This is a genomic window from Caldanaerobacter subterraneus subsp. tengcongensis MB4 (genome assembly GCF_000007085.1).
GTDB lineage: Bacteria > Bacillota > Thermoanaerobacteria > Thermoanaerobacterales > Thermoanaerobacteraceae > Thermoanaerobacter > Thermoanaerobacter subterraneus.
Map to the genome: position 1 here is coordinate 1383992 of NC_003869.1, position 25831 is coordinate 1409822.

Sequence of the window (25831 nt, forward strand, 5' to 3'; positions counted from 1 at the left end):
ATCCCTCTTTCTAAACCCACATTCTCAATATTTCAAAGTACATCTTCATTCTGGCAGCAAATCCTTTTACAAATCCCAATTTTTCCTCCTTCATTACGTGAGTCATGTTTTCTAGTGGAACGGTCACAACTCTTAAATTATTTTTTTTGGCATATCTGTTCAAAGCAACTTCTACACCAAATTTGCTGATTTCCATCTCTTTTATATCTTCTAAAAATTTCTTTTTTATGGCCCTCTGCCCAGAGAGAAAGGGTGCTATCTTCTGAGCTAAGTCAGTTGACTTCCTGCCCCCTGAAAAAATGCCCACAGTCATATCCGCCTCGTCTTTTACTACAGGCATGACAAGGGAATAGAAGTGCTTTTCAGTAAAGCCTATTAAATCTGCATCCAGCATGACTATTATATCTCCTTTTGCATTTAAAACTCCTTCTTTTAGCGCTTTTCCCTTGCCTTGATTTTTTTCTAGATTTATCACTTTAACTTTATATTTCTTCGCTTCCTCTTCTGTGTTATCCGTTGAACCGTCATTTACCACAATAATTTCGTCTATCACATCAATTTTCTCAAGGACAGAAAGTACTCTTCCAATGTTTTTCCCTTCATTGTAAGCAGGCACGATGACAGAAATCATTATTTTTATTCCTCCTTGACCATCTTCTCAATTTCTTTGAGAAGTTCTTCTAAAAGGTGTTCTTCTTTAACTATCTTGTATATCTTTCCTTTTTTGAATATAACCCCTTCTCTATCTCCTCCTGCAATTCCAATGTCTGCTTCTTTTGCTTCTCCAGGTCCATTTACCACACAGCCCATGACAGCCACTTTAAGAGGTTTTTTTATATGAGATGTTCTTCTTTCAACCTCAGTAGCTAATTTAATGACATCTATTTTTGTCCTGCCACAGGTAGGGCATGAAATGACCTCTACCCCTTCTTTGAGCAGTCCTAAAGCGCGCAAAATCTGTCTTCCTACCCTAACTTCGTGCACGGGATCGCCTGTCAAAGAAACCCTTATTGTATCCCCTATTCCCATGTAAAGAAGAGTGCCTATGCCGATCGCTGATTTAATAGTTCCGCTTTCCAAAGTTCCAGCTTCTGTAATTCCAAGGTGGAGTGGATAGTCCACCTTGGAAGAAGCTAATTTATATGCTTCTATTGTAAGGGGCACATTGGAAGTTTTTAAAGAAATCACTATATCGTAAAAGCCAAGTTTTTCTAAAAGGCGCACACTTTTTAAAGCGCTCTCTACTACCGCTTCAGGGGTTATACCGCCGTATTTATTTAATATCTCCTTTTCTAAAGACCCTGCATTTACTCCTATCCGTATAGGTATACCCCTTTCCTTTGCAGCTTCTACTACTTTTTTTATATTTTCTTCCCTTCCGATATTTCCGGGATTTATTCGTATTTTATCAGCGCCATTTTCTATAGATTTAATAGCCAATCTGTAGTCAAAGTGTATGTCTGCCACCAAAGGGATATTTATATGCTTTTTTATTTCTTTTATAGAGTAAGCAGCCTTTTCATCTGGTACAGCTACCCTTATTATATCACATCCTTCTTCTTCCAGCCTCTTTATCTGCTCTACCGTCTTTTCCACATCGTGAGTATCAGTGTTTGTCATTGACTGAACGAGGATCGGGTTATTCCCTCCTATTTTCTTATTTCCTATCTTGATTTCGCGGGTCAATTTCCTCATCTTTATCACCTAATTTAGAAAATTCGCATTATATCCCTGTAAGTAGCAAATATGAGCAAAGCGATCAACAGCAAGAAGCCTAAGTAATGGATATAACCTTCTTTTTCCGGTGGCAGTGGCTTGCCCCTTACAGCTTCTGCCAGCACAAATAGAATTCTTCCGCCGTCCAAAGCAGGAAAAGGCAAGAGGTTGAAAAGCCCCAGATTTACACTTATCAAAGCAGAAAAAGCTAATAAGTTTATCATGCCTGTCTTAGCTACAGTTCCTACTGCCTGGACGATTCCCACCGGTCCCATTATTTCGTTCACAGATACTTTTCCAGAAATTAACATTGCCAGTGACAAAACTATTAACTTGGAGAAATAAATGGTTCTATCAACAGCGGTTTTAACAGCAAGCAAAAAAGACCTTTCGTAGGCTGGAACTATCCCAATCATCACTTTAGAAGCTTTTTTATCAAATACAGGAGTGACTTCCTTTTTTATTATTTTATTGTCCCTTTCAATTTCCATCACAAGAGTTTTCCCATTGCTTGAACTTATGGCTTTTTCTAACTGTTCCCAGGAGTTTATCTTTATATCGTTTATCATCAAAATTTTATCTCCCGGCAATATGCCAGCCTTTTCTGCAGGGTAACCTTCCATCACTGTTTGCACTTTAGGAACAGGGCTCCCGATGTAGAAGAATACTATAAACAAAAGCAAAAAAGCCAGCAGTATGTTCATTAAAGGTCCTGCTGCAAATACTGCAAGCCTTACAGGCCAGGGCTTGTTTATTATGGCTCTCGGGTCAGAAGACTTCTCATCCTCTCCCTCCAGTGCCACATATCCTCCGAAAAGAAGCGCTCTAAAAGAATATTCAGTTTCACCGTATTTCTTTTTAAAAAGCCTTGGACCAAATCCTATTGAAAATTCGTTTACTCTTGCTCCAGAAAGTTTTGCTACTATAAAGTGACCAAACTCGTGAAACATCACTAGAACACTCAAGACTATGATGCTTAAAATTATAGTCAACTCCTATCACCTCAAATACTTTCTCATTATCCTTTCTCTCGTTTCAAGGTCTACACTTATTATATCATCCAAAGTAGGGTTTTGTATATTTTTATGATTCTCTAAAGCTTCTTCTATAATCTCTGCAATTTCTAAAAAATTTATTTTGTTCTGCAAAAATAAAGACACTGCTACTTCATCTGCCGCATTTAAAACAGCAGTCATCGTTCCGCCACATTCTGCCGCATGATACGCCAGAGAAAGACATTTAAAAGTTTCAAAATCAGGCTCTTCAAATGTCAGCTGGCCTAATGCATAGAAATCTAAAAATTTTACACCTTCCACATATTTTCTGTCAGGGTAATTCAAGGCGTACTGGATCGCAATCCTCATGTCTGGCACAGAAAGCTGAGCTATGACACTTCCATCTACATATTCCACCATCGAATGAATTATGCTTTGAGGATGTATTACCACTTTTATCTTATCTAAAGGCATGTCAAAGAGCCATCTGGCTTCTATAACTTCAAAACCTTTGTTCATCAAGGTAGCAGAATCTATTGTTATTTTTTTCCCCATCTTCCAGTTGGGATGTTTCAAAGCCTCTTCTACTGTAACATTTACCAAATCCTTCTTTTTCTTTCCTCTGAAAGGTCCTCCAGAAGCAGTTAAAATGAGATTTGAAACTTCTCTCTTATTATTTCCTTTAAGGCACTGCAAAATAGCAGAATGTTCACTGTCTACAGGCAAAAATTCAATTTTCTTTTCTTTGACAAGCCCCATTACTATTTCTCCTGCAGTAACTAAAACCTCTTTATTTGCTAAAGCTATGTTTTTCCCCAATTTTATAGCTTCAACTGTAGGTATAAGGCCTGCAATGCCCTCTACCGCAACTACCACCATGTCAGCCTCGTATTTCACAATCTCTTTGAGCCCTTCTTTACCTGTCAAAACCTCTATCGGTTCATCTAAATTTTCTCTTAGCTTTCTTGCTTTTTCCTCGTCTTTTACTGCTACTACCTTGGGTCTAAACTCTTTTATCTGTTTTGAGAGCAAAGACACATTGTTATATCCTGTAAGCCCTACAATTTCAAACTCTTCTTTTAAACTTCTCACTACGTCCAAAGTTTGTCTACCAATCGATCCAGTAGAACCTAGTATTATGAGTTTCTTCATACTTATCCCTCTTTACAAAAAGTACTTGAAAATAAAATATACGAAGGGCGAAGCGAATAATATGCTATCAAATCTATCTAAAATCCCCCCATGGCCGGGAATCACATTGCCAAAATCTTTTATGTAGCAATTTCTCTTTATAAAGGAAGCTACTAAATCCCCTGCCTGGGCAATTAGACTGCCAAAACTTCCCACAATAAGGGCTTCATAAGGAGTCATATTTGTCTGAGGAAAAATCCATACAAATAAAAAGCTTGCTAAAGTAGAACCTAAAAGCCCCCCTATTGCCCCTTCAACTGTCTTTTTTGGGCTTAGATCAGGAGCTAATTTATGATTTCCCAAAAACTTTCCTGTGAAATAGGCAAAAGTATCTGTAATCCATGACACAATAAATACAAGCCAAACAGTATAAAGGCCGTGAGGGAGACATCTTATTTTCTGTATGTACAAAAATAGCAGAGGTATGTACACAATCCCCATCAAAGTCACTGCATAGTCTTTTAAAGTGTATTTTTTATTAGTTAAAAAAAGCAAAAACAACAGCATAGAAAGGGCCACAAAGAGGTCTATTTCAGCAAATTTTATCTTGTCAAAAATTAAATACAAAAAAATAGCAGACAAATATCCAAATATTTTAAAAGGCCTAATTCCTATGTTTTTGGTAGCATTGTAAAACTCATTTAACCCCAGAATGCTTAAAGCTACCAGTGAAAAAGTTAAAAGAGCCCCCCCTTTTATTAAGACTAAAAATAGAAGGGGCAGTCCTACCAGAGCGCTTATTATTCGAGTTTTTAACATATTTAAACTCCCCCAAACCTTCTTTTCCGAGTTTGATAATAAAGCAAAGCTTCAATCAAATGCCTTTTTTTAAAATCAGGCCAGAGGACCTCGGTAAACCACAACTCTGAATAAGCCGACTGCCATAGTAAAAAATTGCTAAGTCTTTTTTCCCCGCTAGTACGTATGATGAGGTCGGGGTCTGGCTGAGATGCAGTGTAAAGGTGCTGAGTTATAGTATCTTCTGTTATGTCTTCTGGTGATAACTCGCGATTGAGCACTTTTTTGCATATATTTTGGGTAGCTTTTACAATTTCATCCCTTCCTCCGTAATTTAAAGCGATGTTGACCACAAGACCGGTATTTTTTTCTGTGAGTTTTTGAGCCTTTTCTATTTCAATCTGGCATTTTTCTGGCAATCTAGATATGTCTCCAATGAACTTTACTACTACATTGTTTTTATTGAGTTCATCAACTTCTTTAGAGAGATACTCTACCAAGAGGTCCATTAAAAAGTCCACTTCTTCTTTAGGTCTCTTCCAATTTTCTGTAGAAAAAGCGTACAAAGTGAGGTACTTTATTCCAAGCTCTCTGCAGGACCTTATAACTTCTCTTACTGCATTTACTCCCGCTTTATGCCCGTAAACCCTAGGCATTCCTCTCTTCTGAGCCCATCTTCCATTTCCATCCATTATAATGCCTACGTGCTGTGGCAACCGGGTTTTGTCCAACTTTTTTATAAGTTTTTCTTCATTAAAAAAAATCATAAATTTTCCTCCTCATTTGGACAAGGACCCCCTCTAAAGAGGGGGATTATATGCGAATCACGGTAATTTCGACAAATTCACCCTTTTCTTTAATTCGCACAGCCTTTAATGTTTTTCCTTCATACCTGAAAATTGATTTTGTCTCTACTACTTTGCATTTTTTTCCGAACAATGCATCAAGAACCTCTTCAAGGTCTCTTCCAATCAAGTCGTAATACTTCAAATTTCCATTATCTCCTTTTCTTTAGCCTCTACCATTTTGTCTATTTCCTTGATGTATTTATCTGTGAGTTTCTGAATTTCTTCTTCCCTTCTCTTTCTCTCGTCTTCTGATATTTCTCCATCTTTTTCCATTTTTTTGACAAGGTCATTGGCATCTCTTCTTATCTGCCTTACAGCAATTCTGGCTTCTTCAGCTTTTTTGTGGACCAGCTTTACAAGCTCTTTTCTTCTCTCTTCTGTAAGCTCTGGAAGGACCAGTCTTAGCACTTTTCCGTCAGAAACAGGGTTAATTCCTAGGTCAGATTTCTGTATGGCTTTTTCTATCTCTCCTATCTGAGATACATCCCACGGTTGAACTACCAATACCCTCGGCTCAGGCGCAGTAATGGTAGCCAGTCTGTTTAAAGGAGTAGGAGTTCCGTAGTAATTCACAGTAATGCGGTCTAAAAGGGCCGGATTCGCTCTTCCAGCACGTATTGCCGCAAGTTCGCTTTTTAAGACGTTTAAAGTTTTCTTCATCCTCTCTTCACTGTCTTTCAAATAATCGCTCATGTTAACCCTCCTTCACAATCGTACCGATATCATTTCCCATTACCACTTTCTTAATGTTTCCATATGTGGTCAGGTCAAACACTATGATGGGGATTTTATTGTCCATGCAGAGGGAAGTTGCAGTAGAATCCATGACTCCCAATCCTTTGTTTAACACGTCCAGATAACTTAATTCTTTAAACTTTACAGCATCTTTGTGCTTTAGAGGGTCTTTGTCATAAACGCCGTCCACCTTTTTAGCAAGCAGTATTACTTCTGCATCTATTTCAGCAGCTCTTAATGAAGCAGCAGTGTCTGTCGAGAAAAAGGGATTACCTGTGCCTGCTGCAAATATGACTACTCGCCCTTTTTCCAGGTGTCTTATGGCTCTTCTGCGGATATAAGGTTCTGCAATGGCCCTCATCTCTATTGCCGTCTGCACTCTTGTAGGTACGCCCCTTTGTTCTAAAGCATCCTGTAGAGCCAGAGCGTTTATGACAGTTGCAAGCATCCCCATGTGGTCTGCAGTAGTTCTGTCCATCCCTACAGCGTCTCTGCCCCGCCAGATGTTTCCGCCTCCTACCACGAGACCAATTTGTACTCCTAAGTCTCTCACTTCTTTTATCTCGTCTGCAATTCTATTTACTACATTAAAGTCTATTCCAAATTCCTTATCTCCGGCCAAGGCCTCCCCTGAGATTTTCAGAACTACTCTTTTATACACTACTGATGACACAATAACACCCCATTCTTATATAAGTTTCTATACAATTTCAAAAAATCCTTCTGAAATTTCGAAATTTCTATAAAAAGGGGACACATCAGTGTCCCTTTATTTCTCTATGCCTTCTCCTCTCTCAAACCTTGCAAATCTCCTTATTACAATATTCTCCCCAAGCTTTGCTATCATCTCGTTCAATAAATCTTTTACAGTTTTCTCAGGGTCTCTGATGTACTCTTGCTCGAGAAGGCAATTTTCTTTATAGAATTTTTCCAATCGCCCTTCCACTATTCTGTCAATCACATTGGCAGGTTTTCCTTCATTTAAAGCTTGAGCTCTTAAGATCTCTTTTTCTTTTTCCAATACTTCTTGAGGCACATCTTCTTTCGAGATGTACTTCGGATTTGCAGCAGCAATTTGCATGCAAATCTCTTTCACAAAATTTCTAAATTCCTCTGTATTTGCCACAAAATCTGTCTCACAGTTCACTTCTACAAGCACGCCAATTCTGCCGCCCCCATGTATGTAGGCTTCTACCAAACCTTCATTTGCAGTTCTGCCCGCTTTCTTAGCTGCTGCAGCCAGCCCTTTTTCTCTTAGAATATCTATAGCTTTTTCTATATCTCCATTTGCTTCAATCAAGGCGTTTTTGCAATCCATCATTCCAGCGCCGGTTCTCTCTCTCAGCTCTTTTACAGCTTGTGCAGATATCATGCAAGAAGTACCTCCTTGTGCTTTTTAGTATAAATTTAGTGGTAAGGAAGCTTCCCTACCACCAAAAGAGTATTTTATTCTTCAGCTGCTTCAAACTGCTCGCCCTGCTTGCCTTCTAAAACAGCATCAGCAATTTTAGAAGTAATTAATTTTACTGCTCTTATAGCATCATCGTTTCCTGGTATTGGATAGTCTATAAGCTCAGGGTCGCAGTTGGTGTCCACAATGGCAACTATAGGAATTTCAAGAGCTCTAGCTTCAGATACTGCTATAGCTTCCTTCTTTGGATCGACGATGAATAAAGCAGAAGGCAGAGACTCCATATTTTCAATTCCGCCTAAAAACTTCTGCAATCTCTCTTTTTCTTTTCTAAGCCTGATTACTTCCTTTTTAGGAAGCACTTCAAAAGTGCCGTCTTCCTCCATTCTTTTGAGCTCTTTTAAACGCTGAATTCGGGTTTTAATCGTTTTGAAGTTAGTCAAAGTCCCGCCCAGCCATCTCTGATTTACATAAAACATGCCGCATCTTTCTGCTTCTTCTTTTATGGACTCCTGAGCCTGTTTTTTAGTCCCGACAAAAAGTATGGTACCCCCGTCCATCACCAGTTTTTTCACAAACTCATAAGCCTGCTCCAATTTTTCTACTGTTTGCTGTAAGTCGATGATATAAATTCCATTTCTCTCCGTAAAAATATAAGGGGCCATTTTGGGGTTCCATCTTCTTGTCTGGTGACCGAAGTGAACTCCTGCTTCCAATAACTGCTTCATTGAAACTATTGACATAAATACACCTCCTGAATGGTTATTCCTCCGCCCGATTCATCTTGCAAAAAGACCCTTTTCACGGGCACCCTTTTTGCAATCCTCAGGCGTGTGTGATGACTGCCAATGAATACTATATTATATATTCTCCCAAATGTCAATATCCGTATCACACTTTAATATCAATATGTCCCACATTTTTTTGTTTATCCTTCTTTTTCTCCTTTTGCCTGTCTTCCTTGCCCTGAAAGCCCTTTTCTTTTATGTAGGCTTTTTCTGACTTCTCCAACTCATTGGTCTTTGATTTTTTTACTTCGTTTTCTTTGCTTGCAGAAAGAGACAACTGGTGGGAATACACATCAGGCCTTTGAAGGTCTACCTGTCTTAAGTTCCCCACTTCTACTGTCCGAGGCAATATGGATTTTAAATCAATAGGATTACCTCCAGCCATTTTTATCTCCTCACTTTAAAGGGAAGAATTTTACTTCTTCTTCTTTTTTTACAAACATGGCGTATTTGATAGGTTCTCTAATTTTTAGCACTGCATCGTCAATGACAAGCTTAGTTCCTGGAAAAATAGTATCGAGGACTTTTACTATCCCAGAGCTAGAAGTTTTTATCTCCTCGTTTAAAAGTCTTAGTTCTTCTTCTAGATGATGGTTGACAGAAGTTAGCTCCTCAAGGGATTTCTTTGCCTTTTGATACACCTCTTCTTTGTCAGGAGGAAGTTTTTCAAACTTTTCCAGATAGTTTATTATTTTCTCAAGTTTTTCAATCGCAGATCTGTTCTGTTCTATCTGGTATGTGAGCTCTGCGATCTTTAACCGCTTTTGGGGCAATACCCCCACTTGAAGTTCCGTATACGTTCCCATTTTTGAACCTATGTTTGCAGCAAAAATTTCTCTCCCTGCCACCACCCTGCTCCCGATAATTTGGCTTTTATTGCCTAGAAGTTTCACACTTCCTCCTGCCTTTACGTCCGAGTAGATTATCGCTTCTCCAAAAACGTCTCCCCCAGCCTCTACGCTGCAGTTTTGAAAATAGCGAGAGGTTATGTTCCCCTCCGCGAGAATTTTTGCTTTTCCTCCTCCTTGAATGCCTTTGTGAATATTTATATTTCCTTTGGCAATTATAGTGGCAGCTTCTACTACCCCAAAAATCTCAATATTGCCTTCGCTTTCAACAACAAACCCCGACTTCACATTTCCAGTAATTTTTACACTGGCGACAGTTTTTATATTCCCTACAGAAGTATCTACTTCTTTTACTTCAAGAAGGGTGCGAACTTCTACTTTGTTGTTTACTGCCACAATGTGTCCATCTACTGCTGCCACCAAAGTGTCTCCTTCTACGTAAGTGTTTTTGCCTAAGGGAAGGCGTACATCTTTCCCTTTAATGGCAGGCACGAGTTCTCCAAAAACATTCACCCCAGGCTCTCCTTCGGTGGGAGGAATTCTCCTCGCTATCACTTGCCCTTTTTTTACATTTTTGAAGAGGTTGAGGTTTTTGTAATCCACTGTCCCATCCTCTAATATTTTAGGGATAGCAGCAGAGTGAATGTCCACTTCAAACGCTATTTTCCCGTCTTCTCCATTTACAGGCTTTTTCCCTTCCGCAATTAAAACGTACTTCGCATTCTGGGGATTCTTACAAATTTCTTCTACAATATTCAGTTTTACCCCATAGGTTATTCTGTGCTTAGATAGTTCCTTCAGAATTTCTTCTTTTGTTGCGCTGATCCCATTGGGGTCTTCAATTAGAGAAATGTAAGCCTGCTGCTTGTCCTTTGAAACCTCTACTAACACCCTATACCTTTTTTCATCCATTTCAAAGCCCCCATTTAAAAGTACTCGCCCAGCATCTCCCTTATCTTTTTTATAGCTTTGGAATGAATTTGAGAAATGCGCGACTCCGTCAAATTGAGTATCTTGCTTATATCCTTGTAGTTTAAGTCTTCATAGTAGTACAGAGTAATTACCAGTCTTTCTTTTTCAGAAAGCTTCTCAATCGCATGGGCGAGCTTTTTCTTTAGTTCTTTGTAAAGAAGCTCCTCTTCAGGATTTTTCAGGTCTATCTCTGAAATAGAGTGAATCTTTAAATTATTCTCAATGGCTTCTTCAAGGGAATTAATGTTTGAGACATTTATGTAGCTCAAAGTCTTTAGCACGTCTTCTTCCTCTAATCCACAAGCTTCTGTAATTTCTTCCACTGTAGGCTCTCTGTTGTACCTTTGCTGAAGCTTCTCTACCGTCTCTTCAATTTTCTTGTACTTTTTCTTCAAACTCCTCGGCATCCAGTCCCTTTTTCTCAGGTAATCTATTATTTCGCCTCTTATCCTCAAAGTAGCGTATGTCTCAAATTTTACCCCTTTGTCAGGCTGATACTTTTCAATAGCATCTATGAGTCCTAAAATCCCTTGGTGGATAAGGTCTTCATACTCTGACTGGGCGATATCTGATATTACAAGCTTTTTCACTATATGTTTTACCAAAGGAAGGTATTTGACAATAATCTCATTTCTCGCATCAGGGTCTTTTTGAAGGTTGTAAACTTTCCAAACATCCTCCTCCACTACTGACATATGAATTCCCCCAGTTTTTTATTTTAAATGTACTTGACTCCATGGCCTATAGTCTTTACTAAAAGTCTGCCGTCTTCAGAATAAAATTCTATAGTCCTTCCGTAATTTCCACCTGTATCCTCAGCTACAATAGGTATGCCGAGCTTTTTGAGCACTTCCTTTGTAGCGATTACATTCCTTTCCCCTATGTTCATGATGTCAGAATTTATCTTTGAAGAAAACATTTGCGCGCCTCCAGCTAACTTGCTTATCAACCTTTTCGGATTAGCTCCTTCCTTCAACATCTCTTCAATCAAAATCTCTATTCCAGTATCAGCAAATTTCAGCTTATTAGAATTGTCAGATATTTTATTGCTGTAAGGCAACATTATGTGAACAAGTCCTGCAACTTTTGCGATAGGGTCGTAAAGCACAATCCCCACACAGGACCCCAGCCCAATTGTAGTCAAAATGCCCGGGCTCTTTGTGACTTTTGCATCCGCCATTCCAACCCTAAGAATTTTGCTCTCCATTTACTTCAACTCCAAGCGCTTTTAGTATTAAATCAAAAGAGTTTATATCAGGTATCAGGAAAAAATCTCCTCTTATTAACCTTTCTCCTTCTACAAACTGAGTTTCTATGAATAAAATCTTGTCAGAAATTTCGCCGTACTGTATTGCAGGGACGCTCAAAATTGCTCCTGCCATGTCTATGCTCAAAGCAGGCGGTGAGATTTTCATATTGAGAGAGGTAAGAGTAGAAAGTGATGCTACATAGCTCCCAGCCATTATGTTTCCAATCTCTTCTAGCGCAGACTTTTCAAGCTCGTCAAATTCCTCTTTCGCTTCAATCCCCATTAAATTCCATATAAGAGAAGATGCGCTATCAAGGTCTAAGGTAAAGAGTATGTTCCCTTTCACATCTCCGTCCAAACCAAAATATATCCCGACTATCACGGTATCAGGTGACCCAAATATGTCTGGGACTTCTACAAGCTCCAATATCTTTACAGTAGGTACTTTCATGTCTACCTTTTTGCCTATCATTGTAGAAAGAGCAGTTATGGCGTTTCCAGCTCCGATGTTGCCCAGCTCTTTTAGTACATCCAAGTATATCTCATTCAACCTGTTTATATCCACATTTCTCACATCCCGACTCCCAAAAGTTTGTTCAAATCCAGTATCAAAAGCACCCTGTCTTTAATCTTACCGACTGTGCTGACAAATTTCGAATACTCCTCCTCTCCTTCACTAAAAGAAAGCCTGTCTATATCCTCTTCCCTTATCTCTACAACTTCATTGGCGTTATCCACAATAAGTCCTACAGCCATATCGTAATCCTTCAAAACCACTATTCTCGTATCTTCATCGTACTCTTTCTCTGGAAGCCCCAGTTTTAGCCTCAGGGATATTACGGGTATGATTTCTCCTCTTAAGTTGATAACTCCTTTCACATAATTTTCAGTCTGAGGTACCCTTGTTATGGGCAAAATCTTCTCTATAGTCTGCACCTTTTCAATTCCTATGGCGTATTCTTCATCTTCAATCTTTGCCACAACAAATAGGCTCAAAATTCTTCCCTCCTATTCAGAATAAATTATTGGCGTCCACAATAAGCGCTACCTGTCCGTCACCTAATATAGTTGCTCCTGCAATTACCTTTACGTTGGATAAGTATTTGCCTAAAGGCTTTATGACTATCTCCTGCTGTCCAATTAAGTCGTCCACTGTGCAGCAGGCCAGATTTTCTCCTTTCTTGATTATCACGCAAATTAAATTTCCATTTGATTCCACTTTTTTCGTCTGAAGTATTTCGTTTAATCGAATTATTGGAATGACTCGACCCCTGTAGAGAACTATTTCCTTTCCTTGGACATTTCTCACTTCATCCTCTTTTTTGTGGACTATTTCGGAGATTGAATTTAGAGGAATTGCAAACTTTTCATCTCCTACTTTCACCAATAGAGCCTGTATTATAGCCAAAGTCAAAGGAAGCTTTATAACAAATTTTGTTCCTTTATCTGGCTCTGAGAACACCTCAATCGTTCCATTCAAAGATTCAATCTTATTTTTTACAACATCTAATCCTACGCCTCTTCCAGAAATGTCAGTTACTTTGTCTGCTGTGCTAAAGCCGGGTTTAAATAAAATTTCAAATATCTTGTCCTTCGAAAGACTAGCAATTTGCTCTTGAGTGTAAAGTCCTCTTTCTATGGCTTTTTCTTTCACCTTTTCAATGTCAATTCCTCTTCCATCATCGCTCACTTCGATTATGACGTTATTTCCTTCGTGATAGGCTTTTAAATTGATTGTGCCCACCTCAGGCTTGCCCTTTTTTATCCTCTCCTCCGGCGGCTCTATTCCGTGATCAATGGAATTTCTTATTAGGTGAACAAGAGGGTCCCCAATTTCATCTATTACAGTCCTGTCTACCTCAGTTTCCTGGCCATACATATTGAGTGTAATTTTTTTCCCTAACTCGTGGGAGAGGTCTCTTACCATCCTCGGGAATCTATTAAATACCCTCTCTACAGGTACCATCCTCACCTTCATAACTGCATCGTGCAAGCTGGTAGTAATTCTCTCCAAGTATTCAATTGCATTTGCTGTTTCTGGATTTTTGTTATCAGCTTCCAGCCCTTCTAACCTGGTCTTTATGATTATCAGTTCGCTGACCAAATTCATGAGATTGTCGAGTCTGTCTATATCTACCCTGACGCTTTTTGAAGTTTTATTCTGGCTTATCGTCTTCTTAGCAGCTTCTAAAATCTGAGTGTCTTCTGTTTCCTCCTTGGAAGGAGTCACATTTATTTCCTCTATCTCTACTCTTTCTACTTCAGGAATGGCAAGGAGCATTTCTTCTAACTTTTCCTTTTCTTCTTTTGTGAGAAAATGGAGTGTGAAGCTATAATCAAATTTTTCATCCTCTATATCCTCAACAGGAGGAAAAGAATTTATTATGTCTCCCATTTTATCGAGGTTGTTAAATATCACAAAAGCCCTTGCAGACTTCATCATGCAGCCTTTGTCTATATGCACAGTTATTTTAAAAGCCTTGTAATTTTCTTTATAGGCTTCTCTTATTATATCTTCCTCGTATTCGTTAATAGAAAGACTGCCACTATAGGTAATAGCCTTTTCTTCATTTCCCGGCATTTTCTTTATGCCCGAAAGCAAGAATATCACGTCGTCTGCCGGAAAATCTTCTCCTGTTTGAGATATGGAGTTTAGCATTTCACCTAAAACATCTACGCTTTTAAAAAGTATATCCATTATAGAGCTGGTAATGGACAGTTTACCGTTCTTTACTTCTTGAAGCACATCTTCCATCTTGTGGGCTAACTTATTCATGTTTTCAAAGCCCATAGTAGCTGCCATTCCTTTTAAGGTATGGGCAGACCTGAAGATTTCATCAATTACTCCCTTGTTCTGAGGGTCTTTTTCTAAAAGGAGCAAGTTGCTGTTTAAATTTTCTATGTGTTCCTGTGACTCTTCTATAAATATCTCAATATATTGATTGGTTTCCATAAAACTCCCTCACTTTCTCTATTATCTCCTGTGGAATTTTATCTAGCGGTAGAATTTTGTCTACCAGCCCTGTTTTGATGGCACTATACGGCATTCCTTTTGCAATAGAAGATTCAACATCCTGAGAGATTATGAAAGCTTTTTTCTCTTTTAAAAATCTGATTCCCTTTGAGCCATCACTTCCCATCCCTGTGAGTATTACAGCTATTATGCAGGAATCAAGCTTTGATGCGCTAATAAAAGTAGCATCTATTGAAGGCTTGTAAATAGAGTCAAACTGTTCCAAAAGTTTTATTTTGACTTCATCCCCTTCTTTTACAAGAAGAAGGTGTTTATCTCCTGGAGTAATATACGCCACATCGCTTCTTACTACCTCTCCGTCTTCCGCCTCTTTCACTTTTATCTTGCACTTTATATCAAGTCTTTCTGCCATAAGACTTGTAAATTTTTGAGGCATGTGCTGAACCACTATAAAAGGTACCCCTATATTTTCAGGTAAACTTGAAAGCAGATACTCTAAAGCTCTTGGCCCCCCCGTAGAAGACCCAATGAGCACAATGCATTTATTCTTCATATCTTATTCAATCCCTTTTTGCCTTATTTTTCTCTGTTCTTCGAAGATGTAGCGGATTATCTTTTCTCTCATTCTCTCTTCAATGTCTACGTAACACACTCCCACCTCATACCCCTCTTCCATGGACTCTTCGTATCTCACTACCTTTCCAGAAACCTGTATTTCTTCATCTAAAGTAAAGCTGCAATCTATAATAGTGCCTATTTCTAATTTCTTATCTACCCGGCACCTCAATCCTCCCCCGCTTATATCCTGTATTACACCTTTGTACTCCTTCTCTTCTTCACCCCTTATTCTGTAGGTGAAAGGTATTACTTTTTCCAGCCTAAAGTACTTTCTCCTCTGCAATCTCTCCACGCCACTTATAGGCATGATCTCTAAAAGGGGGAGCTTTCCTGAAAATCTATTTAACACTTTCGCGTAAAAGATGAATAATCCCTGTTTTGTGAAGTAAATAACCTGCACGATGGAACCTACTCTAATTGGCACGAGATGTCCACTGTAAACAGGAGTATCAACTAAAAGGGTGCCGTCTTTTGACACATCCTGCACTTGAGAAGAATACATGGTCTTTCCTTCATTTAGGCCTATCTTAATCTTCTGCCCTGGTTGTAAATTCACCTGGTTCATCTATATTCTCCCTCTTATCTCTGTTTTAAAAGTTTTGTAAAAATCCCCCACAACCCTTGCGGTTCTTCGGGAGGAGATTGATTGGCTAATTTAGCTGCAATTTGAATTAGCTGCTTCGCAGTTTTGCCATTGTGATACTTAATCACGATAGGAGTCTGCTCAATTATGCACTCTGTCATCTTTTCGTCAATTTCCAAATATCCTAGGTCGTTTAGAGAAACCCCCAGATAGTTATTGACTACAGTTTCAAATCTTTTATAAATTTTTCTGTATTCTTCAAAACTTTTTACCTTGTTAATGAGCACATTTATCTTTTTCTTTTCGCCTACTAACGAATGTTTAATGAGTGTATAGGCATCCATTATAGAAGTAGGTTCAGGAGTAACTATTAACACAATTTCATCTGCAGCTTGCAGAAACTGGTGTACTACCTTGTTAAGTCCTGCACCGGTATCTATAATAATAAAATCGGAATAATAGTCTAAAATTTTAATGTTGCTGAGAAAAAGTGTTAAATCCACTCCTTCGTCAATTAAGGTAAAATCTCCACCAGAAGAAATGTATTTTACCCCCAATGGTCCTTCACTTATCACCTCAGTTATCATTTTGTTATTGTAGAGTACATCAAAGAGGGTGTATTTAGAAGTGACTCCCAGCTCAATTTCCACATTTGAAAAACCTAAATCAGCGTCAATTATTGTCACATTGTAACCAAGCTTTTTCAAGGCCAGAGATAAATTTACAGAAATACAGGTTTTGCCTATCCCTCCTTTTCCGCCACTTATAGTTATAACTCGGCTTTTTTTTATGCCTTTCTTTTGGGAAACCAATCTTCTTAAACTTTCAGCCTGGTCCATCATTTCAATTCCCCTTTACTATGTTAGAAAAGATGATTTCCCCATCCGCTAACATCAAGTCATCAGGTACTATTTGCCCGTTTGTAAAATAAGAAATTGGTCGCCCAGAGTAATACACGGCATTTAATATAGAACTGTAGTTGTCTGTTTCATCAAGTTTTGTGAATATCAACTTGTAATTGCCTGCAAAGTCGTATCTATTTATAACTTCTTTTAAGTCTTGAGACCTGGTAGTAGCGCTTAAGCAGAGGAAAATTTCATCGCATTCAGCGTATTTTACAAAGGTCTTAAGTTCGTTTATCCTCTTTTCGTCTTTATGACTTCTCCCAGCAGTATCTATCAAAACCACATCATAATCTTCAAATTCGGGCTGAAGTTTGTGAAATTCAAATATATTGCCCACAACTTTTACAGGAACCCCTAAAATATCTCCATAACTCTTAAGTTGGTCCACAGCAGCAATTCTAAAGACATCCGCTGTCACAAGCATCACTTTTTTCCCCTCGTTCAAAATAAGATGAGAGGCAATTTTAGCGACGGTCGTAGTTTTCCCCACTCCAGTAGGCCCTATGAAGAGCACCTTTTTACTTCTTTCGCTATCAAGTGGCTGAGGGGCTCCCAAGAAGGCTTTTATCCTCTTTTTCAAAACTTCTTTTCCTACATCGTCCAATTTATCAATTCCTTCTCCCAAAAGCTGTGATAACTCTTTTTCAATGCCATATTCCACAAGCTTTAAAGTGATAGACTTTACACCATTTTCAGAAATTTCACTGCTCTTATTCGTAGCTATCGTCTTTATCAGATTCTTAAGTTCATTTATATCGCTTTTTGTAATCACTTCCTTGGGAAAATTGTAAGGATTATCTTCTACAGCAGCCACCACCTCTACTTTGCTCTTCTTAAAAAGCCCTTTTATTCCCCTTTCCCTTATCCTGTGCTGATGAAGGATTACAGCATTGCTCCCCATTTCCGCCTTTATCATCTTTAAAGCCTCTTGAAAGTCATCGGCTATGTATTTTTTAATTTTCACCCAGTTTCACCGTCCCCACAGAAATTACTTCTATATTAGGCAAAAGCTCATTGTAAGACAGCACAACAATGTCCGGAGAAATTTGTTCCACCAGTTTTCTTAAGTAAAACCTTGTGACAGGAGCTGTAAGAATCACCGGCTGTATCCCTCTTAAGCTCACGTTTTTTGAAACTTCCTGTATATTCCTTAAAATTCTTTGAGCAGTTGAAGGTTCAATTGCAAGGTAAGACCCGTGTTCAGTCTGAGTGATGCTAGAAGATATTATCTGTTCCACTGCAGGGTCTAGGGTTATAACTTCAATTCTGCCGCCTGAAGCATATCTATTGGAAATAGTGCGGGCAAGGGCTTGTCTCACATACTCTGTTAATACATCTGTGTCTTTTGCAATAGGAGCATAATCTGCCAGAGTCTCCAAAATAGTCACAAGGTCTCTTATGGGAATTCCCTCTCTTAAAAGGTTTGAAAGCACTTTTTGCACTTCTCCAACTGTCATAATTTTGGGTATAAGCTCTTCCACCAGCGTAGGATGCGTTGACTTTATATTGTCAATGAGGTTTTGCACTTCCTGCCTCCCCAAAAGTTCATGAGCATGCTGTTTTATGATGTGCGTCAAGTGGGTAGCTATCACAGTAGGCACATCTACCACTGTATACCCTCTTGCTTCCACCTTTGACCTTTCATTTTCATCAACCCAAATAGCCGGAAGACCAAAAGCAGGCTCTCTTTCTCTTATTCCTTCTACGTCCTCTTCAATTTCACCTGCTGTCATCGCCATATACCTGTCTACATAAACTTTACCGCGGGCTATTTCATTTCCCTTAATTTTTATCACATATTCATTTGGCTTTAACTGTATATTGTCCCTCAAGCGTATCATTGGAACTACAATGCCTAGTTCTAAAGCAATTTGCCGCCTTATCATCACAATCCTGTCCAGCAGTTCTCCGCTTGCAAGGGGAATGAGTTCATATCCAAATTCAAGTTCAATGGGGTCAATCTGCAAAAGTTCGTACACCTTTTTGGGGTCTCTTATACTTTCTAATTCCCTTATGCTCTCTTCCTGCTCCTCTTCCTTTATTTCCACTCTCTTTGTAGTAGCAAATCCCAGGTACGCAAACAAGCTGCCCATCAAAATGAGAGGCAATTTTGGCAAAAGTGGTACCAGAACTAGGGCAAAAAGCAATAAAGAAGCCATTTTTAAAATGCGAGGTTCACTGAAAATCTGCCTCACTATGTCCTCACCCAAATTAAACTCTGAAGAAGCGCGTGTCACAATTATGCCTGTCGCGGTAGAGATTAAAAGCGCAGGTATTTGATTCACAAGCCCTTCTCCCACAGTGAGAAGGGTGTAAGTGTGAAGAGCAGTATTTGCATCCATGCCCTTCATTGCCATTCCAATTATGAAGCCACCGACAATGTTGATAATTATTACGATTATTGAAACTATAGCATCTCCCCTGACAAATTTACTCGCACCATCCATAGCCCCGTAAAACTTTGCTTCCTGCTGTATTTGTTTTCTTCTCTCTAAAGCTTCTCTTTCTGTTATGAGGCCGGCATTTAAATCAGCATCAATAGCCATTTGCTTTCCAGGCATGGCATCTAGTGTAAAGCGTGCCGCTACCTCTGACACTCTCTCAGCACCTTTTGTTATGACTATGAACTGAACAATCGCAATGATGAGAAAGATTATGAAACCTACAACGGGATTTCCGCCTATTACAAAACTTCCAAACGCCTGTATGACTCCTCCTGCGTAAGCGTGAGTCAGTATAAGCCTTGTACTAGATATGTTTAGAGCAAGCCTTATAAGAGTAGTCACTAAAAGTATCGAAGGAAACACGTAAAAGTCCAGAGAGTCTTTTACGTACATAGTGGTCAAAAGGATTATGATGGACAGAGTAATATTGAATATCAGCAAAAAGTCCATTACAAGAGGAGGAACAGGAATTATTACAAGAAAAACTATTCCAACTACAAAAAGAGCTATTGTAAGTTCAGAGGCTTTCAAAATATCCCTCCTTATTCTCCCCGTAGGCTGTACACGTACGCCAGCACTTCTGCTACTGCTTGATAAAGTTCAGGCGGAATCATCTGTCCTACTTCTGTAGAGTTGTACAGGGCTTGGGCAAGAGGCTTATTTTCTACAATAGGTATATCAAGCTTTTCTGCTTCTTCCTTTATCTTTAAAGCCAACAAATCCTTTCCTTTTGCTACAACTACAGGAGCGTCGTTTACCTCGCTGTCATACATCAAAGCAACCGCAAAGTGAGTAGGGTTTGTGATGACAACATCCGCTTTTTTTAAGTCCTGCATCATCCTTCGAGTGGATATCTGTCTTTGCTTTTTGCGTATTTCTGCTTTTATCTGCGGATTCCCCTCTGTTTCTTTAAATTCTTCCTTTATATCCTCTTTGCTCATTTTGAGACTGTTTTCATACTCCCTCCACTGGAAAAAGTAATCAATAACTCCTAAAACTATTAGCACAATTCCAATTCTTATAGTAATACCGAAGAGAATGTTTGAAGTATACCTCAAAAGGTCCTGAACAGACATATCGAGAAGCATCGGTATTCCTTTGTACTGGGAAGCTAAGAAAGAATACATTATGTAAAATAACACGACCACTTTTGCTACAGATTTCAAAAGTTCCACTAAAGCTCTTCTTGAGAATATCCTTTTAAATCCCTCTACAGGGTTTAGCCTTTCAAACTTTAAAGTCAAAGGCTCTGCAGTAAACACAAACCCAACTTGAAAGTAAGTGGATATGAGAGATACTGCAAAAATTGCCAGTATAACAGGTACCGAGATTAAAACTATCTGATTTACCACATAATAGAAAATTTTCCATATCCCTGCTGTGTTAAACACATCGTCATTCGCCCCAGAATACGTGATAAGAAGAAACTTCAAAAGGTTTCCCACTCTACCTAGGAAACTCTGCAAAAACAAATTTATCATTAAAAATCCTGTCACAACGACAAGGGCAGAGGTTATCTCCCTGCTTTGAAAAACCTGTCCTTTTTTTCTAGCCTCCTGCCTTCTCTTTGGAGTAGCTGGTTCCGTCTTCTCCCCAGCAAAAAGCTGCAGATTTATTTTGCTCAAAGTCATCACCTTGTCATTAATTTCATCAGCCTGAAAATATCTGCATTCATGCCGTTGAATATAAAATCCACTATGGTAAGGTACATTGGCAACATAATAATCAGTGTAAAAATCCCTACAAAAACTTTGGCAGGCATTCCCACCATAAATACGTTAAGCTGCGGGATGGTCCGGGAAATTATCCCCAAAACTAAATCTGTCAAAACAGTGGTTAAAATTATAGGAGCGCTTATTCTAAAGCCTATCGCAAACATGTCTGATACCATTTTAGTTAAGACCTGTAACATTCCTGATAAATCGAAATAAATTTTCCCAATAGGTATTATTTCGGTGCTCTTTGCTAAAAAGGTAAAAAGAAGATAATGTCCATTCATCAGCATGAATATCAAAATTGTCATGATGTATATAAAATTGCCCATGAGTGGCACCTGTGCTTCACTGTGAATGTCCAGAATGTTTACAAGCCCAAAGCCAAGCTGATAATCTATGAGCTGACCTGCTAAATACACCGCGCTAAAAGATATCATGGAGGCAAGCCCTATTGTAAGTCCCACTAAAAATTCAGAAATCACTAGCAAAAAATATGTTAAAACATTGTCTATGGATATAGAAACAGGTGGCATTACATCAAACACTATGAGAGATGCAAAAAAACCCAAACCTATTTTAAAAACAGTTGGAACATGCTTTGTCCCAAAAAAAGGAGCGAGTATAAAAATTCCTAGCATCCTTACAAAAAGTAATATAAAAACCTGTACATTCTGCAAAATATAGCTCATCGCATCCATAGCACATCACTTTATGAAGTTATTTATATTGAGAAACAGGCGCTGTGTGTAATTTACAAGGGTAGTAAGCATCCAAGGTCCAAACAGTATCAAACTTAAAAGCACAGCTACGATTTTTGGCACAAAAGACAAAGTCTGCTCCTGAATTTGCGTTGTTGCTTGAAAAATGCTTATAAGAAGTCCAACTCCAAGGGCTACTGCCAGCATAGGAGTTGCCACTGTCAAGGCAACAGATAAAGCCTCTCTTCCAAGGTCAACCGCCATACTACTTGACATTTTTTCATCCCCTTATCTAAAACCTAAAATGAGAGACTTAACTACCAAATTCCACCCATCTACAAGAATGAAAAGAAGCACTTTAAATGGCAGAGATATCAAAACAGGTGGCAACATGAACATTCCCATTGACATGAGCACACTGGCAACAATTATATCTATTACTAAAAACGGGATGTAGATTATAAATCCTATCTCAAAAGCTGTCTTCAACTCGCTTATTATAAAAGCAGGTATTACAACTCTCATGGGGAGGTCTTCTACCTTGTCTACTTTAATCTTTGCGAGATTCACAAAAAGCGCAAGGTCATTTTGCCTTGTCTGCCTTAACATAAAGTTTTTTAGGGGTTTGATTGCTCTCTGATAAGCTTCATACTGGTTTATTTGACCTTCCACATAGGGTTTTATGGCATTGTTGTTTATGTCATATCCAACAGGTGCCATTATGTAAAAGGTGAGGAACAAAGCCAACCCAATCAACACCTGATTAGGCGGCATCTGCTGAAGCCCTAAAGCATTTCTCAAGAAGGCCAGCACAATGACTATTCTCGTAAAAGAGGTCATCATTATGAGTATAGAAGGTGCAAGGGTCAAAACTGTGAGCAAAAGTACAATTTGCAAACTCGTAGATAAATTAGAAGGAGAAGTAACAGAGGACACCAAATTACTTAAATCCATCATTTATCACCATCTTTTTTAAAAAGGTTTCTAAATCTTTCTAGAGAAAAGTTTAGTTCAGATGCAAAGTTCTTTGGTTTTTCTATTTTTACATGTTCTCTCTCTATCTCGGCTAAATAAGTTATGTTGCTATTAGTCACTCCTATTAGCATGAATCTATTGCCCACTTTTATAATATAAAGCCCTTTTTCTCTCCCTAAAGAGATAAAATCTATGACCTCTAAGTTTGAACTGCGACCTAGCTTTATGGAGCTTTGTCCGATAAAACGAGTTATATAGAAAGCGGCACCAATCACAAGAAAAAACGCAACAAGATACCATATAAGCTGAATCCAGTAGGGCACTTTAAACGCCTCACTTTAACAATTTTCTGATGGCTTCTACCACTCTATCCGGTTGGAAAGGCTTCACAATAAAGTCTTTTGCGCCTGCCTGTATGGCTTCTATGACCATTGCCTGCTGTCCCATAGCAGAACACATTATTATCTTCGCATTTGGGTCTTTAGCGCGAATTTCTTTTACTGCCTGAATGCCATCCATTTCCGGCATGGTTATATCCATTATGACCAGATCAGGCTTTTCTTGGACGTACTTTTCCACTGCTACTGCCCCATTTTCAGCCTCTATGACACTTCCAAGATTGTTCTTTGAAATTATATCTTTTATCATCATCCTCATAAAAGCAGCATCGTCGACAATCAATATTTTGCTCACAATGATTCCTCCTTGTCTTTTATTCTATATTGCCAATTCTCTTGCCCGGATGAACAATGTCTGTAATCCGCACCCCAAAATTTTCATCAATCACCACTACTTCTCCTTTGGCAATGTACTTGCCGTTTGCCAGTATATCTACAGGCTCTCCTGCCAGTTTGTCAAGCTCTATTATAGAACCCTCTGTCAGTTCTAGTATATCTTTTATTAACTTTTTAGTTTTGCCAAGCTCAACAGTGATAGTAAGGGGCACGTCCAGTATCAAATCCAAATTCTTACTCTCTCCTTTCGCCTCCTGCTGAGGCTCTTCATCAAAATTCTGGAAAATTACAGGACTTACATTTACCTTTTCTTCCTTTTTAATGGCCTTTTCACTAGCCATTTTCTCTTCAGATTCTCCTTTGCTTTCTTTTTTCATCTCTTTAACTTCTGCAGGCGGTGAAGTAGAAGTAGTAGCCTGTTGAAGAACGCTCTTAACAAGCTCTTTAGCAAAGTCAAAAGGTATAAGCTGCATTATTTCGCTGTCAATTATATCTCCCACTTCCATCTTAAAAGCAACTCTGACAACATCTCCTTGAGGAAATGCTACATCCTCCGGCAAAGCTGTTGAAAAATCCACTATAAAGGCCTTCGGAGGAGATATGTTTATCTTCTTGTTCAAAAGAGTTGAAAGAGATGTAGCAGCTGAACCAATCATTTGATTCATTGCTTCACCGACAGCGCTTAAGTGAAGGTCTGTTATCTCTCCTTCTTCTACTTTACCATCTCCTCCCATCATGAGGTCAGTGATTTTTAACGCATCTTCTTTTTTCAAAATAAGAAGGTTATACCCTTTTAATCCTTCTGTGTACTCTACTTGTACTCCAACATAAGGTATGTTGAATTCTTCTTTTAACTGGTCCCATGAGAGCACGGAAACCTTCGGAGTTGTGATGGTAACTTTGTTCCTCAAAAGAGTATACAAAGTAGTAGCAGATGTACCAAAGCTTATATTTCCTATTTCCCCCAATATGTCCTTTTCTTCATCAGTCAGTTCTTTTTTTTCCTGTGTTTCTTCTTGGAGCCCTTTTAAGAGAGCGTTTATTTCCTCTTGCGACAAGAACTCATTTACTTTCTTCATCTCCTTTGTAAATAACTTCTGTTATTTTGACGCTGTATCGCTTACTTTTAATTCCAGGTATTCCTTTAAATTTTACTTTTTTATCTATTATCACCTCTACAGGTTCGTTGTATCTTTTATCCAGCATTATCACATCTCCTACTTCAAACTTTAAAAGGTCTCCTACCGTGACGGTTGTGCTTCCCAATTGCACTGTCAAAGGAATGTAAGTCTTGTCAATCTTCTCTTTTATAAGTTCGGGATTCACTTTTTCTTCTTTTTTCATGCTCGAAAACCAAAACTTAGTTGTAAGTTTTGGCACAATTGGCTCCAGCGTCAGATGAGGCATGCAAAAATTCATCATTCCCTCTGTCTCGTTGATCTTTATTGAAAGCGTGCATAAAGCCACTGTCTCATTTGGCGAAATGATCTGCGCAAACTGAGAATTGGTCTCCACTCTCATCAGGGAAGGAGTGAGGTCAATTATATTGCTCCAAGGCTCTTCTAACAAAGGCAGTATCTGCTTTACAATTTTGGTGAGCAAATTGACTTCTATTTCTGTATAATCTCTGTCTAAAAATTCTCCTTTGCCCATCCCTCCTAAGAGCCTATCCAATATGGCGTAAGTGGTATTGTTGTTAAGTTCTAAGAGGAATGGCCCTTCCAGAGGGGATGCGTCAATTATAGCGATGAACACAGGATTGTTTAAAGAATTGCTGAATTCGTAATATGTAAGCTGGTCCACAGATACAACAGCCACATTCACAATGGTCCTCAAATAGCCCGATAGAAAAGACGTGAGAGACCTTGAAAAATTTTCAAAAATCATCTGTAAGGTTCTGAGCTGTTCTTTTGAAAATTTGTTGGGCCGTCTGAAATCGTAGGATCGAATTTTTTTTGTCTTTTTCTCTTCTACTTTCTCTAGGTCTTTTACTTCCCCTTGACTAAAAGCCTTTAAAAGCTCATCTATTTCACTCTGTGAAAGTATCTCTGCCAAAAGACCCCCTCCTCCCTACTGCACGATAAAGTCGTTAAAGTACACATTAACTACTTTTCCTTCGCCTATTATTTTGTTTATCTCATTTTTTATGTCATTTTTAAGCATTTCTTGCCCTTGGGGTCCTTCTACCTCCTGTGCTGTTTTACTCCTTAAGATCTGAATTATAGCATCTCTGATCTGGGGTGTATTTTCCTCCAGCTTTTTTAACACTTTAGGGTCTGTCACTTGAAGTTCTACCACCACTTTTATAAACTTGCCGTCTCCTTTTAAATTTGTTATGAATTCTCCACCTGGAGAATAATTGTAATAGGTGACTTCCGGCGTTTTATTCGGGTGAGCAAAATTGTTGAAGTACACAAAAGCTGCGCCAAAGGATAAAACCATCGCTATTACTACTATAAGAATCGTCTTTGTATTCATTCTAACACCTCTTTACCTCTTTCTATTGCAAAAATTTTTCTTTTGTATTGGATTACTCTTTCTATGACCTCTTCTGGCGTCTCTTTTACTACGATCTTTTTGCCTGTAGTAAGGCTTATAACTGTATCTGGCGTCTTTTCTATAAATTCAATGAGGTCTGCATTCACGACAAACTCTTCATCATTGAGCCTTGTCACATAAATCATGTTTTTCCTC

33 protein-coding genes are annotated in these 25831 nt (G+C 38.7%); all 33 read right to left on the minus strand.

What is annotated here, in order from left to right; translation table 11 throughout:
- Positions 1–10: 10 nt before the first annotated feature.
- Positions 11–631, minus strand: coding sequence for a glycosyltransferase family 2 protein (locus TTE_RS06685; RefSeq protein WP_009611043.1), 621 nt, complete (start codon positions 629–631; stop codon positions 11–13).
- A 5-nt stretch (positions 632–636) separates the two neighbouring features.
- Positions 637–1695, minus strand: coding sequence for a flavodoxin-dependent (E)-4-hydroxy-3-methylbut-2-enyl-diphosphate synthase (gene ispG / locus TTE_RS06690; RefSeq protein ID WP_009611035.1), 1059 nt, complete (start codon positions 1693–1695; stop codon positions 637–639).
- Between the two features lie 14 nt (positions 1696–1709).
- Positions 1710–2708: an RIP metalloprotease RseP gene (rseP, locus tag TTE_RS06695; protein WP_009611038.1), complete on the minus strand. Its 999-nt coding sequence runs from the start codon at positions 2706–2708 to the stop codon at positions 1710–1712.
- A gap of 6 nt (positions 2709–2714) precedes the next feature.
- Positions 2715–3863, minus strand: coding sequence for a 1-deoxy-D-xylulose-5-phosphate reductoisomerase (locus TTE_RS06700; protein ID WP_009611039.1), 1149 nt, complete (start codon positions 3861–3863; stop codon positions 2715–2717).
- A 12-nt stretch (positions 3864–3875) separates the two neighbouring features.
- A complete protein-coding gene (locus TTE_RS06705; RefSeq protein WP_009611036.1) occupies positions 3876–4661 on the minus strand; it encodes a phosphatidate cytidylyltransferase in 786 nt (261 codons plus the stop codon).
- A 2-nt stretch (positions 4662–4663) separates the two neighbouring features.
- Positions 4664–5407 carry an isoprenyl transferase gene (locus TTE_RS06710; RefSeq protein WP_009611041.1) on the minus strand — a complete coding sequence of 248 codons (744 nt, stop codon included), beginning with the start codon at positions 5405–5407 and terminating at the stop codon, positions 4664–4666.
- A gap of 46 nt (positions 5408–5453) precedes the next feature.
- Positions 5454–5630 carry a hypothetical protein gene (locus TTE_RS14030; RefSeq protein ID WP_011025685.1) on the minus strand — a complete coding sequence of 59 codons (177 nt, stop codon included), beginning with the start codon at positions 5628–5630 and terminating at the stop codon, positions 5454–5456.
- Positions 5627–6181 carry a ribosome recycling factor gene (gene frr / locus TTE_RS06715; RefSeq protein ID WP_009611042.1) on the minus strand — a complete coding sequence of 185 codons (555 nt, stop codon included), beginning with the start codon at positions 6179–6181 and terminating at the stop codon, positions 5627–5629. The genes TTE_RS14030 and frr overlap by 4 nt, the downstream gene beginning before the upstream one ends.
- Position 6182: 1 nt before the next feature.
- On the minus strand, positions 6183–6896 hold the full coding sequence (pyrH, locus tag TTE_RS06720; RefSeq protein WP_009611037.1) for a UMP kinase: 714 nt from the start codon (positions 6894–6896) through the stop codon (positions 6183–6185).
- Positions 6897–6992: 96 nt separating this feature from the next.
- The gene (gene tsf, locus TTE_RS06725; protein WP_011025686.1) at positions 6993–7595 is read right to left on the minus strand and encodes a translation elongation factor Ts; all 603 of its coding nucleotides are present in this window, start codon (positions 7593–7595) and stop codon (positions 6993–6995) included.
- A 74-nt stretch (positions 7596–7669) separates the two neighbouring features.
- On the minus strand, positions 7670–8377 hold the full coding sequence (gene rpsB, locus TTE_RS06730; protein WP_011025687.1) for a 30S ribosomal protein S2: 708 nt from the start codon (positions 8375–8377) through the stop codon (positions 7670–7672).
- A 148-nt stretch (positions 8378–8525) separates the two neighbouring features.
- Positions 8526–8807, minus strand: a complete 282-nt coding sequence (locus TTE_RS06735) for a hypothetical protein (protein WP_011025689.1) — start codon at positions 8805–8807, stop codon at positions 8526–8528.
- A 10-nt stretch (positions 8808–8817) separates the two neighbouring features.
- Positions 8818–10182 (minus strand): DUF342 domain-containing protein, encoded by a 1365-nt coding sequence (locus TTE_RS06740; RefSeq protein WP_009610456.1) that lies wholly within the window; start codon positions 10180–10182, stop codon positions 8818–8820.
- A 14-nt stretch (positions 10183–10196) separates the two neighbouring features.
- On the minus strand, positions 10197–10937 hold the full coding sequence (locus TTE_RS06745; RefSeq protein WP_009610462.1) for a FliA/WhiG family RNA polymerase sigma factor: 741 nt from the start codon (positions 10935–10937) through the stop codon (positions 10197–10199).
- A gap of 23 nt (positions 10938–10960) precedes the next feature.
- Positions 10961–11449 carry a chemotaxis protein CheD gene (locus TTE_RS06750; protein WP_011025690.1) on the minus strand — a complete coding sequence of 163 codons (489 nt, stop codon included), beginning with the start codon at positions 11447–11449 and terminating at the stop codon, positions 10961–10963.
- The gene (locus TTE_RS06755; RefSeq protein ID WP_011025691.1) at positions 11430–12065 is read right to left on the minus strand and encodes a chemotaxis protein CheC; all 636 of its coding nucleotides are present in this window, start codon (positions 12063–12065) and stop codon (positions 11430–11432) included. The genes TTE_RS06750 and TTE_RS06755 overlap by 20 nt, the downstream gene beginning before the upstream one ends.
- A complete protein-coding gene (locus TTE_RS06760; RefSeq protein WP_011025692.1) occupies positions 12062–12487 on the minus strand; it encodes a chemotaxis protein CheW in 426 nt (141 codons plus the stop codon). Before TTE_RS06760 ends, TTE_RS06755 begins: the two co-directional genes overlap by 4 nt.
- A gap of 16 nt (positions 12488–12503) precedes the next feature.
- On the minus strand, positions 12504–14444 hold the full coding sequence (locus TTE_RS06765; protein WP_009610452.1) for a chemotaxis protein CheA: 1941 nt from the start codon (positions 14442–14444) through the stop codon (positions 12504–12506).
- The gene (locus TTE_RS06770; protein WP_011025693.1) at positions 14422–15018 is read right to left on the minus strand and encodes a CheB methylesterase domain-containing protein; all 597 of its coding nucleotides are present in this window, start codon (positions 15016–15018) and stop codon (positions 14422–14424) included. The genes TTE_RS06765 and TTE_RS06770 overlap by 23 nt, the downstream gene beginning before the upstream one ends.
- A 3-nt stretch (positions 15019–15021) precedes the next feature.
- Positions 15022–15648, minus strand: coding sequence for a flagellar brake protein (locus TTE_RS06775; protein WP_011025694.1), 627 nt, complete (start codon positions 15646–15648; stop codon positions 15022–15024).
- Positions 15649–15662: 14 nt separating this feature from the next.
- The gene (locus TTE_RS06780) at positions 15663–16508 is read right to left on the minus strand and encodes a MinD/ParA family ATP-binding protein (RefSeq protein ID WP_011025695.1); all 846 of its coding nucleotides are present in this window, start codon (positions 16506–16508) and stop codon (positions 15663–15665) included.
- 1 nt (position 16509) lies between these two features.
- Positions 16510–17535: an AAA family ATPase gene (locus TTE_RS06785; protein WP_011025696.1), complete on the minus strand. Its 1026-nt coding sequence runs from the start codon at positions 17533–17535 to the stop codon at positions 16510–16512.
- Positions 17525–19546 carry a flagellar biosynthesis protein FlhA gene (gene flhA, locus TTE_RS06790; protein ID WP_011025697.1) on the minus strand — a complete coding sequence of 674 codons (2022 nt, stop codon included), beginning with the start codon at positions 19544–19546 and terminating at the stop codon, positions 17525–17527. Before flhA ends, TTE_RS06785 begins: the two co-directional genes overlap by 11 nt.
- Before the next feature lie 11 nt (positions 19547–19557).
- Positions 19558–20649, minus strand: coding sequence for a flagellar biosynthesis protein FlhB (gene flhB, locus TTE_RS06795; RefSeq protein ID WP_041587162.1), 1092 nt, complete (start codon positions 20647–20649; stop codon positions 19558–19560).
- Positions 20646–21428 carry a flagellar biosynthetic protein FliR gene (gene fliR, locus TTE_RS06800; RefSeq protein WP_011025699.1) on the minus strand — a complete coding sequence of 261 codons (783 nt, stop codon included), beginning with the start codon at positions 21426–21428 and terminating at the stop codon, positions 20646–20648. Before fliR ends, flhB begins: the two co-directional genes overlap by 4 nt.
- A 6-nt stretch (positions 21429–21434) precedes the next feature.
- Positions 21435–21704 (minus strand): flagellar biosynthesis protein FliQ, encoded by a 270-nt coding sequence (gene fliQ, locus TTE_RS06805; protein ID WP_011025700.1) that lies wholly within the window; start codon positions 21702–21704, stop codon positions 21435–21437.
- A 12-nt stretch (positions 21705–21716) separates the two neighbouring features.
- Positions 21717–22382: a flagellar type III secretion system pore protein FliP gene (fliP, locus tag TTE_RS06810; protein WP_011025701.1), complete on the minus strand. Its 666-nt coding sequence runs from the start codon at positions 22380–22382 to the stop codon at positions 21717–21719.
- Positions 22382–22726 (minus strand): flagellar biosynthetic protein FliO, encoded by a 345-nt coding sequence (gene fliO, locus TTE_RS06815; protein WP_011025702.1) that lies wholly within the window; start codon positions 22724–22726, stop codon positions 22382–22384. The genes fliP and fliO overlap by 1 nt, the downstream gene beginning before the upstream one ends.
- A 10-nt stretch (positions 22727–22736) precedes the next feature.
- Positions 22737–23096, minus strand: coding sequence for a response regulator (locus tag TTE_RS06820; protein ID WP_011025703.1), 360 nt, complete (start codon positions 23094–23096; stop codon positions 22737–22739).
- Between the two features lie 19 nt (positions 23097–23115).
- Positions 23116–24216 carry a flagellar motor switch phosphatase FliY gene (gene fliY, locus TTE_RS06825; protein ID WP_011025704.1) on the minus strand — a complete coding sequence of 367 codons (1101 nt, stop codon included), beginning with the start codon at positions 24214–24216 and terminating at the stop codon, positions 23116–23118.
- Positions 24200–25192: a flagellar motor switch protein FliM gene (gene fliM / locus TTE_RS06830; protein ID WP_011025705.1), complete on the minus strand. Its 993-nt coding sequence runs from the start codon at positions 25190–25192 to the stop codon at positions 24200–24202. Before fliM ends, fliY begins: the two co-directional genes overlap by 17 nt.
- A gap of 15 nt (positions 25193–25207) precedes the next feature.
- A complete protein-coding gene (gene fliL, locus TTE_RS06835; protein ID WP_011025706.1) occupies positions 25208–25615 on the minus strand; it encodes a flagellar basal body-associated FliL family protein in 408 nt (135 codons plus the stop codon).
- On the minus strand, positions 25612–25821 hold the full coding sequence (locus TTE_RS06840) for a flagellar FlbD family protein (RefSeq protein ID WP_011025707.1): 210 nt from the start codon (positions 25819–25821) through the stop codon (positions 25612–25614). The genes fliL and TTE_RS06840 overlap by 4 nt, the downstream gene beginning before the upstream one ends.
- Positions 25822–25831: the final 10 nt, after the last annotated feature.